This is a genomic window from Fibrobacter sp. UWB7 (assembly GCF_900142945.1).
Taxonomy (GTDB): domain Bacteria; phylum Fibrobacterota; class Fibrobacteria; order Fibrobacterales; family Fibrobacteraceae; genus Fibrobacter.
The window spans coordinates 219,524-233,260 of sequence record NZ_FRCO01000002.1; the positions used below are offsets into that span (position 1 = coordinate 219,524).

Sequence of the window (13,737 nt, forward strand, 5' to 3'; positions counted from 1 at the left end):
TTGGTTTGATATGATTTGTATCAATGATAAAAAATATTAAATATTTTGTCTATTTATTTTAACAAAATTTTACGAACTAAGTTTGTTGATTTTCCAACAACATGTATCAAATAAACTCCTGCTTTGAGCGCGGCGAGGTTGAGCGTTTGGGCGCTGTTGCCTATGGCTCTTTTCATCACGACTTGCCCAAGAGAATTCAAAACCTCGACGGTGGCTGTGGACTTGATTCCCGTGAATCCAAGCGTGCGCCCGTTCAAATTAGTCTTGATTGCTGAAACACCGCGAGCAATCTTGTTTTCTTGTTCGAGCCAAGGTAAGATGCATTTTTCTGGGCATGTTCCGTCTTTCGGACCTACCGCGCAAATATTGAAATCGTAGTCCCCGGAATCCGCCTGAATTTTAAATTTGATAGAAGCCAATTGTTTTGCTGCTGTTTCTCCGTCAAATTTGACAGAACCATCGTACCCTGAAGGTTGTTTAAAGTCGGACCATGAGGCGATAATTCTATTGTCCGTTTTGGAGGCTGGGAGCTTTACTGCAGGGAGTGCGTGATTCATCGTTGAATCAATGGTGTTGCCAAGCCCAAGTTCTAGGTATATGTCCGCATCAGAGGAGTAGGTTACGCAGAGTCCACCCCAGGCAGAGGCGTCACCCGTGGCTAGAATTGGGCTATCTTTTGATACTTTGCCGACAACGTTGAATGCGACGCCCACGAACGGTTGTGCGGTAGGCGCTCCTTCTCGTAAACGGGCTGTTCCACAAATTGCGGCGCAATATTCTACGACAGGATCAAAAAAATATTCGACACAGTTGTATTCGTGATCATAACATGCTTCGGACATGGTATATAACCAGGAGCCTGGTCTAAGTTCCCCGCCTATTATTCCATAAGTTTCTATTTCGTAATAATCATTAAAGTCGTACCAAATTCCGTAGGTATTGGTTTCGTTGCCTAGTCCGGTTTCTACTCTTGTGGCGTAATCAGCTCCAATCCAGGTTTCGAATGTGCCTGCGTAAATGGCTGACGCAGCGCAAAGTGCTGCCAACATAATTTTTTTCATCATTTACCCTCCAAATGTTGTAATCCTTCGACTCCTATGTCATGCCCGCCACTGAGCTCTTTGATCACTTAGTGCTTCAGCACTTACGTGAGCATGATCCGCGTATGGGGAGGGCATCTCCGTCTTGAACAGTTTTACCTCAGTACAATCTTCTTTGCAAAATGGACGTTTTTCCCGCTCACGCGCACCATATAAATTCCCGCATTGAGCGCGGCGAGGTTAAGCGTTGCCGCGTTATTCGTGGCGTTGTTAATGGAGCCTTTCATCACGACCTGCCCAAGAGAATTTAAAACCTCGACGGTGGCGGTGGACTTGATTCCCGTGAAACCGAGCGTGCGCCCGTTCAAAATTGCGCTGACTGTGGATGTTCCGCGAACGGCCTTGATATCGTCCGGTGGGGTGGGGATGCCGCATTTCTCCGGGCATGTTCCGTCTTTTGGTCCGACTGCACAAATGTTAAAACGGTAATCGCCGTCCTCTGCTTGTATCTTGAATTTGACCGCGGTGAGTTGCTTTGCTGCAGCTTCTCCATCGATTTTAATGGATCCGTCGTACGACGAAGGCTGTTTAAAGTCGGACCAGCTGAAAATCATTCTATTGCCAGTCTTGGAGGCTGGGAGATTGACTGCCGGACTTGCATTATCTATTATGGGATCGTCGGTATCGTCAATGTCGAGTTCCAGAGATATGTCTGTATCCGATGTATAGGTCACGCAGAGTCCGCCCCAAGAAGAGGCATCGCCTGTGGCTAGAGAGAAATCGTGTTCTGAAATCGTTCCGACAACGCAGAAGGCTACATTTGCGGAAGGAACGTGGGATGAAGTTGCTTTTCTGAGATGGGCTGTTCCGCACATTCCTTTGCAATAATCGATGATTGGGTCATATTTATTGGGTATCCATTCTGGGCTTAAATCAATGTCCCAAAGTATTTTGGACTCGGCACCATCGCTATCGTCTGAATAGGCTACCCAGTATCCGCTTATATCTGTTTCGTTGCGGAGCCCAGTCTCAACTTGGCTGGTTACGTTTTCGTCTGCTCCGTTCCATGTGATAAACGGACCTGAGAAAGTTGAAGTTGCTGCGCAAAGTGCTGTCAATAAAAATTTTTTCATCGTAAACTCCCATGTCATTCCCCTAACGGGGCTTGACTGCTGCGGGTATCAAATGCGAGTTCACAAGTGACCTCTCGCTTGATACCCTTGCATGTCATTCCCGGCGCCTGTCCTCGCTTGACGGGGATGACCGGGAATCACCTTCTCGTATTTGCGTTACCTCAGTACTATTTTCTTTGCAAAATTCACGTTTTTCCCGCTCACACGCACCATGTAAATGCCTGCGTTAAGCGATGTAAGGTTAAGCGTGGCTGCGTTGTTAATGGCGCCCTTCATCACGACTTGCCCAAGAGAATTCAAAACTTCGACGGTGGCTGTGGACTTGATTCCCGTGAATCCGAGCGTGCGCCCGTTTAAAAATGCTTTGACTGCGGATGTCCCACGAGCAATTTGAATCCCTGCACTTGGCGTTCCGCATTGTTCCGGGCATGTCCCGTCTTTCGGGCCGACTGCGCAAATGTTAAAACGGTAATCGCCATCCTCTGCCTGTATCTTGAATTTGACCATGGCGAGTTGCTTTGCTGCGGCTTCACCTTCGATTTTGACGGCCCCGTCGTATGACGAAGGTTGCTTAAAGTCGGACCAACTGAAAACCATTCTATTGCTAGTCTTGGAGGCGGGGAGATTGACAGCCGGATTTGCGTAATTGATTGTGGAATCGGTTGCTTTACCAAGGCCGAGTTCAAGTTGTATGTCTGCATCGGAAGTGTAAGTTACGCAGAGTCCACCCCAAGAAGAGGCGTCGCCTGTGGCATAGGAAAAATCTTCATATGAAATTTGTCCGACAACACTGAAGCCTAAACCTATGAAAGGTGTGTAGGTTAAAATACCTTTTCTGAGTTGGGCTGTTCCGCATATTCCTTTGCACTCCAAGACGATGGGTTCGAGTACATGTGGTGGTTCAGGATCTGTATAGGTGTCCCAACGGACTGCTGACACGCCTCCATCACCATCGTCTCCGTAGGAGAACCAGAATCCGCTCGTTTCTGTTTCGTTGCCAAGTCCTGTTTGAACTTGGTCGTTAGCATATTCATCGGCTCCGTTCCATGTGATAAACGGTCCTGCGGATGTTGCTGCTGATTTTCCGCATTTTTCCGGGCATGTTCCGTCTTTCGGGCCGATGGCGCAGATGTTGAAATTGTATTCGCCTGGTTCCGCCTGAATTTTAAAGTGTACGGCGGCAAGCTGTTTTGCTGCCGTCTCGCCGTCGATTTTAACGGCTCCATCGTACCATGAAGGCTGTTTAAAGTCGGACCAGTTGACGACGACTTTGTTTCCGTATTTTCCGTTGGGCGATAGAATTTTTGGAGCTTTTGCGGCAGGGAGCGTTACCGCTGGATTCGCATAATTGATCGTTGAATCGACTGTTTCACCAAGACCGAGTTCCAAGGCTATATCTGTGTCTGACATGTAGGTCACGCAGAGCCCGCCCCAGGCTGATGCATCACCAATATCTGGCGCTGGGTTTGTTTCTGAGGTTTCGCCGACAACATTGAAGCCCACACCGACATACGGATCGTGTTCATAAGATCCTTTGTCTAGAAACGCTGTGCCAGCAAGGCCTTTGCATTCCTCGATGACGGGATCTAAAGATTGATTTGAGTAAAATAAATCTGTCGATACAGGCCAAACGATTACAGATGATCCCGAATTGTTGTTGTCATTGTAAGAATACCAGTAACCTTCTGTTTCGAGTCCATTGCCGAGACCTGTATGAATTTGATAGTTTAGATAGAAATCTTCAAAAATTTTGGCTGCATCCCAGGTTTCGAATGAGCCTGCAAAAATGGCTGACGTTGCGCAAAGTGCGACCAACAAAGATCTTTTCATAATCCACTCTCCTAAATCAAATAGATCCAACACAAAATATATGTACTTTTATGCTTATTTACCATGAATAATTTTCAAATAAATGAAATTTTTTGTCGGTTGAATCATATGATGTCTTAATGATACGTTTTGTCTGTTTTTGGTCAATTATCATTCGTTCGTCAATGGTCTTTGGTCAATAGTCATTAGACAAGAAATGTTATTTTCGAAAGAAAATGTCATTTGCGATTCTGTCCTCGCGCCTGTCCTCGCTTGACGGGGATGATTGGGAATCTCCTTTTTATCATAAACGAGAAGGTTGTGCCTAATTCTTTCGGCTATGTTCAGGACTAGCTTTGTCTGGCATGACCATTTTGTCCGCGCTTAATTTAAACTGTAGACTTTTAATTCGTGAAAATATGGGCTATTTGTGGATTATCTTCTAAATAATACTTGATGTCATAAATAAATATGTGGACTTTTTATAATTTTTGATATATATTTAAGAAGGTTGTTGGTGTGGATTTGGAGATGTTTATGGGAACGAAGAGTTCTGAATTTTTTACGACGTTGGAATGTGCCTTTTTTGGCCTCTTTTGCCTATTTGGCGCTTTTGGGGCGCAATCGGCTTTTGCCGCAAATCCGTTGACGACGGACTTTTATTCTGCGGATGCCGCAGCCCTCGTGCATAACGACTCGCTCTTTATTTTTGCGGGGCATGACGAGCAGGGGCCGCAGGGCAATAACAATAAAGCCTTCATCATGAACGACTGGCACGTGCTCGTGACCGATGATATGGAACATTATCATGATTACGGCGCTGTTTTGAGTGTCAAAACGTTCAAATGGGCGAATGCAAGCGCTTTTGCGGGCCATTGCGAATACAGAAATGGCAAGTTTTACTGGTATGTGGCCGTCCATCACGGGACTATCAAGGAAAATGGAAGTGAAGGATTTGCGATTGGCGTTGCCGTCGCAGATCATCCGTCCGGACCGTGGAAAGATGCGATTGGGCAGGCACTTATCACCGACAATACGCCGAATGACGTGAAATTGAACATTGACCCCGCCATTTTCTACGATGGCGACGATATCTGGATGTATTGGGGCTCGTGGAGTGCGGGCCGCCGCGTGAAGCTCAAAGAAAATATGATTGAGCTTGCGAGTACACCCGAAGATATCAAAATCAAGGATTTTTTTGAAGCTCCGTGGATGCATTATTTCCGTGGCAATTATTACTTCAGTTATGCTTCGGGTTACCCCTCGACGACGAATTATTCCATGGCGCCGAGCCTGAACGGACCATGGACACAAAAAGGCGTCATCAACGACAAAATGGAAAATTCCGAGACGAACCATCAGGCGATTTTCAAGTATCTCGGGCACTGGTATTTCATGTATCACGGTGCGAATTCTCCGGGTGGTTGGACGTACCGCCGTTCCGTGAACATCGACTATCTCTATTACGACCGCGATGGCTTAATCCAGAAAATCAAGCATACGGATGGCGTGGATCCGGTCAACAATGCGCTTATCGAAGAAGGCGGTTACCGCTTGACGGTTTCGCACAGCAATTTGGCTCTTGAAGATAAAGATGGTATCGTGGTGCAGCAGACTGCGGACGAAAAGAACGAAGCGCAGCTTTGGGTGCTTGCGCATGGCGATTCGGCGCGTTATTACACGCTCAAAAATTTTGCAACGGGCAGATACTATTGCCCGCCCAAGACGTTGTTGGATACGGTGAAAACTTCTGAAACATCTTGTGAAATCCGCATTGAAAATGCATCGTCAAAGAAGGGTTACTTCTTGTTCGCGGATTACGATAGCGATTACCTCGGCGATGTGCTGAACATTTCGAAGGAAGTCGGGATGCCGGTCATCACGTGGGTTCGTACGGGAACGGACAACCAGAAAGTGCAATTTGCAAAAGCTGAATTGCCGAACGTTGAACCGCCGACGGACTCCGGCAATGGTGGGACGACGGGGATTGCGCATGGCTTGCGTGGTTCTATGGATGCGTTGAATGCGCCGTCTTTGCAACAAGTTCGCTACGATGCTAGCGCTCGCGTGATTCGTTTGGGCGCTGATGCGTCTTGGGCTTTGCTTGATGTAAATGGTGTTGTTGTGCGTCGTGGTTATGGCCGTGAAATCCAAGTGCGTTCCGTTTGCTCGGGGATGTACTTTGTCCGCGCTGGGAAAAATACCGCAAAGGTTTTGGTAAGATGATTGCTTGCTTCTCCGTCATTCTGACGCCGAAGGCGGAAGGATCCAGTAAAGTTTTATTAGATTGATTTTAAGGAGTATGGAAATGAAGGTTTTGAATTTTGCGAATTTTGTGAAGAGCGCGACTCTCGCAACGATTGGCGCTTTTGGCGTCTCCGCTGTGTCGGCTGCCGATTGGTATGCCAAGGACAATTTGCAGCCGGGTCATGACCCGAGCATGGTGCGCTTTGAAGACGGTTACGCCCTCATGAGCACGAACAACAATTTGCAACTGTGGACATCCGAAGATGCCTACACGTGGCGTGACCACAAATCGACGGTGAGCAAAATCCCGCAATGGGCTTACACTTATGCGCCTACGACCGAGGGCATCTGGGCGCCTGACATTTATTACATGAACGGTGAATACCGCGTGTATTACTGCGTTTCCGTTTTCGGCAAGCGCACGTCTGCCATTGGCTATCAGTCCACAAAGTCGATTGTGCCGGGCTCAACGGATTACGGCTGGACGGACCATGGACACGTTTTCCATACGGTGGCGTCGGACAAGTACAATGCGATTGATGCCGATGTCGTTCGTGATACCGAAGGCAATTATTGGATGGCGTTTGGTTCGTTCGGTCTTGGAATCCAGTTGATTAAGTTGGATGCAAAGACGGGCTATCAGGCGAGCGACGATAAAACCGTCTATAACATTGCTCGCCGTACAAGCAAGGCAAGCGGTGGTGCCGAAGAAGGACCGAGTCTCATTGAACACGGGGGCAAGTATTTCCTCTTTACGGCTTGGGACAAGTGCTGTCAGCAAGGTCCGACCATTGAACAGACAACGTACAAGACCGCTTATGGTCGTGCTGATAAAGTAACCGGTCCGTACAAAGATCGCGCAGGTTACGATATGGCGAATGGCGGTGGCACAATCCTTATGGAACGTTATGGTCGCTACGTGGGTCCAGGCGGCGGCGAAGCCTTCCAAGACTTGAACCGCGTGCGTTTTGTGCATCACTATTACGATTTGAATGGCGATAAGTACAATCACATTCACATCCGCGATGTTGTCTTCACGGACGATAACTGGGCTGAGATGGGACAGCCCTTCCTCGGGCGTTATTTGAGCGCCGAAGTCGAACACGGCGCTTTGACGCGTGCAGTCTCGGGTGACCTCGCAATTACGCGCAGCAATACGGCTTCGAACGGCGAATATCTTGCTTACATCAACACGGCTGGCTCCAAGATTCGTTTGCCGATGAACATCATGCAGGCGGGCGAATATCTGTTGCGTTACCGCTATGCAAACGGCGGCGAAGGCGATGCTACACACAAAGTCACCGTCAATGGCAAGTCGCAAACCGTGACGCTCCCGCCGACAGGTTCTTGGGGCATGTTCCCGGAGAAGTCTATCGTGATGATTCCTGCAACGCTCAAACGCGGTGGCAACTTCATCGAAATTGAACCGCAACCGAACGGATTCTTCTCGGAACTTGACCGTATCGACTTCTTGCGCGTGATTCGCGATACGATTCCGGCGAACGGCTTTGACAACGGCATTCGCGTGCGCCTTACGGACAAGGATGAATTTGCTATTAAGGACGGTGGCTACGCGATTTTCGAAAACGTCGTGACGGATTCCATCAAGTCTACGGAAGTAGCTATCGAGGTAAAGGAACTTACAGGTGGCAAGCTCAGTATTCGTGACGGCAAGAAGGACGGAACCGTTCTTTCGGAATGCGAACTGGTGGCTGCTAACGAAAAATCTACGGCTAAAGGCTGGACGACTGTGAATTGCTCGAACCTCAAGAGCCTCGGCGGTATCAAGGACTTTTATTTGACCGCTTCGGGCGTCTCTGGCGAAGCGATTGTCGGAAACATTCTCTTCAAGAGTGCCCCCTTGCCGGAATCAAGTTCTAGCAGTGCTGTTGCGGAATCTAGCTCCAGCGAAATGATTGTGAGCAGTTCGAGCGAATCTCCTGTGGCGCTCCCGATAGTCCGTCCGTCATTGAACTACTCGATTGCCAAAATCCCTAACGGCTACCGCGTACACTTTGATAATGCCGGCGCTCATCAGGCTTACCTCTTGAATCCGATGGGACAAATTGTCTCCCACCAAAAAACTTACGGTACTGATATCGAATTTAATAACCTTCCCAAAGGCAGATTCATTGTCAAGGTGAAATAAGCTTATCGCGCTATCCTAGATTTTCTGGGATGGCGTTTTTTTTTGCAAATAAACTGTACCGAAAAATCCTTTCGGAATATAGATTAAATAGTGTATGCTGGTGTGTGGTTGAAGGAGTCTTATGATTCGTTGTTCTAAAATTTGCACCGCTGCATTCCTCTTTGCAGGCCTTTCGTTTGAGTCTGCTTTTGCTGCCGATTGGTACGCGAAGGAGCACCGTTGGGCGGGCCATGATCCAGACATTATCCGCTACGAAGATGGTTATGCGCTTGCGACAACGGACAACCACATGCTTATGCAGTTTTCCGAAGACGCTTTGAACTGGAAGAACGGCGACCCCGCCATGCCTGAATTTTCGAAGTGGCTTTATAAATACGCCCCGAACATGATTGACATCTGGGCGCCGGATATTCATTATATCGGCGGGGAATACCGCATGTACTATTGCGGTTCCGAAATGGGCATCCGCTCGTCGGGCATGGGCTTCATGTCGAGTAAGGAAATCGACCCGACAAAGCCCGGCTACGGCTGGACGGACCAGGGCGAGGTGATTCACACGGTCAAGAGTGATTCGTACAACGCGATTGACGCGGCGGTGCTCAAAGATCTTGACGGAAAAGTCTGGATGGCGTTTGGTTCGTGGGGGACGGGTATCCATATTCTCGAACTGGACGAAAAAACGGGTAAGGTGAAAGACGGCGCGAAAATGCAGAATATCGCAAACCGCGGTGGCGCAGGCGTCGAAGGCGCAAGCCTTATTGAACACAACGGCAAGTATTTCCTCTTTACCGCTTGGGACAACTGCTGCAAAAAAGGCGCGGACCTCGAAAATAATTCTTACAAGACAACTGTCGGGCGCTCCAACCGCATTGATGGCGGATATGTGGACCGCAGCGGCAAGGCTCTCTTGAATGGCGGTGGCACTATTCTATTGAGCCGTTATGGTCGTTATTACGGACCCGCTGGCGGTGAAGCTTTTGAGGACGTGAACCGTCAGCGTTTTGTGAATCACTATTACGACAAGAACGATGGCGGTAATTCTTACATACAAGTGCGCGATATCGTGTGGACCGACGACAATTGGCCGGAACTTGGTCAACCGTTTATGGGGCGTTATTTGAGCGCTGAAGCGGAACACGGCATCCTGACGCATGTCGATATTTCGAGCAGCTCCAAGGCTTCGAACGGAGAATTCTGCGCTTACATCAACTACGATGATAGCAAGATTCGCTTGCCGATGATTATCCCGCAGGCAGGTGATTACCTTATCCGTTACCGTTACGACAACAACTGGACTGAGGACGGTGCAAACGGCAGCTCGCATTTTGTGGACATCAATGGCAAGACGCAAGAAGTGCAGTTGCCGTTGACTGGTGCCTGGAGTGAGTTTCCCGAAAAGTCAGTCGTGTACATCCCGACAAAGCTTAAACGCGGATCAAACTTCATTGAAATCACGAAGGGCAAACATTACGCAGAACTCGACCGCCTCGATTTTTTGCGCATTATCCGCGATACAATCCCGGCAAATGGCTTTGACAACGGCATCCGCGTGCGTCTTACGGACAAAGATGAATTAGCAATTAAGGACGGCGGCTACGCGATTTTCGAGAACGTGGTTACCGACTCCATCGTTGGTGTAGGCGTCAGCGTTCAGGTGAAAAATAGCGCTGGCGGTACTCTCTCGCTCCGCACCGAAAGCAAAAAAGGCGACGTGATTTCTAAATGCGAATTGCCCTCCGCGGGCGATTCCAAGTGGACTGACGTGCAATGCTCAAACTTGCCGAAAATCAAGGGCGTGCAGGACTTTTACCTCACAGCTGAAGGGCTCGGTGGCGAAACTCTCGTTGGAAACATCAAGTTCGGGAAGGCGACGGACTCAAGTTCAGTCGGACTTTACGACAATCCTCGCGTAGCTTCTGCGGCGCATTCTGGACTCAACATCACTTTTGATCGCGGTTCCCAAACGATTTATCTCTCGGTGGATGCCCCTTGGTCGCTGTTTGACATGAACGGCGTTGTAATCAAGTCTGGTTTTGGTCGCGAAATTCATGCAAATGCTATGCCTCGTGGTTTGTATTTTATTCGTTCCGGCAACCAAGGTCTGCGCTTTAGGCTGTAATTTTCATAGAAAACTCTAGCTAGAATACGCTTTTTCCCAATTTTTAGTTTTATTTGGGCTTAATTATACTTTTTGTATTCTTTTTGACGTAAAAATGATATATTTGATTGTAAAAGAAAATTTTCTAGTGGAGTTTTATCATGAACATAAAATGGAAATTAAGTCTGGCGACAGCGTTTCTTTTTGCGTTGGGCGCATGCTCTAGCTCGTCTTCGTCATCTGCAGAAGACGATACTGAATATTCGTCCGCAGGAGGATCTTCCAAAGATGCAAAATCTTCCTCATCCAATTCTAAGATTTGTAAGTCTGTTTCTGAAACTTTAGCCGCACCTACAAATTTGCAGGTGGTCGAGAACGGCGAAAACAAGTGGGTCCTTATTTGGGATTATACCCCCAATGATGAACGTCTCGAGTCCGGCTTCCTTATTGAAGTTCTCAATATGTCGGATAAGCAGCCTAAGTGGAAAACTTTTGACTCAACCAATGCAGAAGTGGTCATGTATAACTTGTCTGGTGCATCTAATGCCGATAAGTACTATCGCGTATCTGCTATGGATGAATGTGGCGTTTCCAAGGCAAGCGACATGGTTGAAATTATTGGAGATAGCTCAACGGCTACGACTAACGCAAACCTTGCAGTCCCGTCGAATCTTAAGCTTGAAAACCTCGGCGACAACATGTGGCAGCTCTCCTGGAGCTATACAAATAATGAAAATCGTCCGGAACAGGGTTTTAAGCTCCAGAGCTTGAATCTCGATGACAAGAGCCCGAAGTGGTCTGACGACGGAACGACTAACAAGGGAGTTCATGTCGTAAAGATTGATGGTAATAAGAAGGGCGGCTTGCTTTACCATGTGGCTGCTAAGGATGATAAGGGTGTTTCCGAATACTCTGAAGAAATTACGATTCCTCGTGTCTCCGATAGCACAAGTACTTCGAACAGTATGGATCTGGCGGTCCCCACAAATCTGAAGCTGGACTCTATCGATGTTAGTAAGTACAAACTTTCTTGGAGCTATACGGACAATACGAATCGTCCTGAAAATGGTTTCAAGTTGCAGAGCCTTAATTTGGAAGACAAGAAACCGTCCTGGGCTGTCATGGATTCGACAAACAAGGGCGTGTACATGATTATTATCGATGCCACGAAGAAGGGTGGCTACTATGTTCGTGTTGCCGCTAAGGATTCCAAGGGCGTTTCGAAATATTCCTCTGAAATAGAAATTCCTAAGATTAGCAAGAAAACAAACGTTGCTGAACCCCCGGCTGATATTGCTCTTACTCGTATTGCGCCGAGCGTTTGGGAATTGAGCTGGAGCTACAGTGCATCCGATGAAAATCCGGATCGTAAATTCATCATCCAGAGCTCAAAGCTTAAGGATTTCAAGTGGGTGAGTGTCGCTTCTAACATCAAGGGCAATGTGCGTAACTACTATATTCAGGGACGCGACAAGATTGAAAGCTATTACCGTATGGCTGTTGTCAATGACGGTGATACGTCTGCCTATAGCGATGTTATCCAGCTGACTCCGGAAATCAAGTACCGCGATTACATGGCTCTTGAAGTTCCTGTGCCGTCTGAAAAATTTATTTTGGGCTACACCACAGCATACGAAGCGGATAAGGACACTGCAACGAAGGATGATATCACTTTTATTAATGCAAGGGCTACTTATACCATAACGGATAATTTTATCAGTAAGTATATCGTTGAATCGGAATATACGGATACGGCTTATTACGAAGCTCGTTGGTTTACTTCTCTTGAACAGTATAATTACTACAAGGGTTCTTGCGAAGGAAAGAAGAAAGGCGACAAGTGTGATAGCTGCTATTGGGTTGAACCGTTCCCGTACGAGGAACCGTCTATCACGAAGCGATTTGATGAAAACGATTATGCTGATGCTGCTAAGAAGACGACCATCTATGCTTCTTGCAAGAGCGGTTATGATTATGTAGCTAAAGATCATTCCAAATTGTATAGTGAATCCACGCCTTCTGATGAATGGGAGAAGATCATAGAAAGTGAATATGGTATGTCGATGTGCATTCCTAACTATGTTCGTGGTATTTGCGACTACTACGTACAAATCCGTATTGTCTGGAAGGACGTTAATGGAGAAACCGACTGGAGTGAATGGACGCAACCGTTTAACATTTCGGACATCTCTGGTGCGGATGATCTCTGCAACCCGAGCAAATAAATCGTAACTGATAAAAATGTAAAAGGCACCGATGAAAATCGGTGCTTTTTGTTGTTTAGATTTATTTGACTTGAAAGTTTACTTCAAGAAAGCAAAGAAAACAGCTGCAATGATGAACAAGAAAGCGACAATGTGATTCCATTGGAGTGTTTCCGTATGGAACACCGTGACTGCAATTGTCGTGAACACTGTAAGCGAAATGGCTTCCTGAATGATTTTCAACTGCATCAAGCTGAACGGACCACCGTTGATGCGGCTCCCGATGTTATTCGCGGGAATCATGAAACTGTACTCCAGAAGTGCGATGCCCCACGAAGCAAGAATCACGAGAATCAGCGGCCAATCGGTGCTGATGTGCATTTCTTTAAGTTTGAGATTGCCGTACCAAGCGAACGTCATGAAGATGTTGGAACAGCAGAGAAGGAGAATTGTAAAAATACCAGCTTTCATAGTTTATTTCTTGTTTCTTTGACTATACGGTCTTCCTGTGGTCATTTGGTAGGCGAGGCGCTTGCGCACCTCTTCGAGATACTTGATATAGTTCTCGCTTTGGTAGTCGCGATACGTCCAATCGAAAGCGTGAAAGTGCCCGTCCTGGAAATAAAGCGTCGGCTCCACGAAAATTCCGCGCTGCATGTAAACGCGTTGGCGTTGATCCTTGGTCGTTGCCAGAAAGAACTGCCCAAGCGTCATGTAGCCCGGATCGAGATTCACAGGGCGCAGTCCCGGTGTCCCGTTTGCTTTTGCAATTTCAAGTTCAATGTCATTTGTCCAAAGCTTGATGTCGACAATCGTTTCGCGGTCAACGAGGTTCTCGTAGCTAAAGAACGCGCGTACCGGCGCTTCGCCAATTTCTTCTTTGTAGTAGTTGGTGAATGTGAACGGGAACGGTTCCAAGTTCAGGTCTTCTTCGCCGAAACGCGATTTGAGCACTCCGCGGACCGCTTCTACGGATTCGGCATCTTTTGCGAGAATGCCAACGATGATTTTCACTTTGGCAGGAGTTCTTATTTCACCCATGCCCGCAAATTTAGTA

Annotated in this window: 9 protein-coding genes; 4 read left to right on the top strand and 5 right to left on the bottom strand. The window is 47.4% G+C overall.

All coding sequences use genetic code 11. From position 1 onward, the window contains the following. Positions 1–53 precede the first annotated feature (53 nt). The 3 genes from BUC30_RS06455 to BUC30_RS16300 form a co-directional block, all read right to left on the bottom strand. Entirely contained in the window at positions 54–1,064 is a 1,011-nt protein-coding gene (locus BUC30_RS06455; RefSeq protein WP_244536519.1) for a T9SS type A sorting domain-containing protein, read from the bottom strand. Positions 1,065–1,195: 131 nt separating this feature from the next. Next, positions 1,196–2,173 carry a T9SS type A sorting domain-containing protein gene (locus tag BUC30_RS06460; protein ID WP_073424682.1) on the bottom strand — a complete coding sequence of 326 codons (978 nt, stop codon included), beginning with the start codon at positions 2,171–2,173 and terminating at the stop codon, positions 1,196–1,198. A 156-nt stretch (positions 2,174–2,329) separates the two neighbouring features. After that, on the bottom strand, positions 2,330–4,003 hold the full coding sequence (locus BUC30_RS16300; RefSeq protein WP_244536521.1) for a T9SS type A sorting domain-containing protein: 1,674 nt from the start codon (positions 4,001–4,003) through the stop codon (positions 2,330–2,332). Positions 4,004–4,519: 516 nt separating this feature from the next. Here BUC30_RS16300 and BUC30_RS06470 point away from each other — a divergent pair. From BUC30_RS06470 to BUC30_RS06485, 4 genes are all read left to right on the top strand, one after another. Continuing rightward, positions 4,520–6,208: a family 43 glycosylhydrolase gene (locus BUC30_RS06470; RefSeq protein ID WP_073424092.1), complete on the top strand. Its 1,689-nt coding sequence runs from the start codon at positions 4,520–4,522 to the stop codon at positions 6,206–6,208. Between the two features lie 76 nt (positions 6,209–6,284). Further along, the gene (locus tag BUC30_RS06475) at positions 6,285–8,378 is read left to right on the top strand and encodes a family 43 glycosylhydrolase (RefSeq protein ID WP_244536522.1); all 2,094 of its coding nucleotides are present in this window, start codon (positions 6,285–6,287) and stop codon (positions 8,376–8,378) included. A gap of 121 nt (positions 8,379–8,499) precedes the next feature. Next, positions 8,500–10,497, top strand: a complete 1,998-nt coding sequence (locus BUC30_RS06480) for a family 43 glycosylhydrolase (RefSeq protein WP_073424093.1) — start codon at positions 8,500–8,502, stop codon at positions 10,495–10,497. Positions 10,498–10,637: 140 nt separating this feature from the next. Then, positions 10,638–12,701, top strand: coding sequence for a fibronectin type III domain-containing protein (locus tag BUC30_RS06485; protein ID WP_073424094.1), 2,064 nt, complete (start codon positions 10,638–10,640; stop codon positions 12,699–12,701). Positions 12,702–12,779: 78 nt separating this feature from the next. Here the strand turns inward: BUC30_RS06485 and BUC30_RS06490 are convergent, their stop codons facing one another. Together BUC30_RS06490 and BUC30_RS06495 are read right to left on the bottom strand one after the other, a co-directional pair. Next, positions 12,780–13,151 carry a DMT family protein gene (locus tag BUC30_RS06490; RefSeq protein ID WP_014547227.1) on the bottom strand — a complete coding sequence of 124 codons (372 nt, stop codon included), beginning with the start codon at positions 13,149–13,151 and terminating at the stop codon, positions 12,780–12,782. A gap of 3 nt (positions 13,152–13,154) precedes the next feature. After that, positions 13,155–13,721, bottom strand: a complete 567-nt coding sequence (locus BUC30_RS06495) for a DUF4416 family protein (RefSeq protein ID WP_073424095.1) — start codon at positions 13,719–13,721, stop codon at positions 13,155–13,157. Positions 13,722–13,737 lie beyond the last annotated feature (16 nt).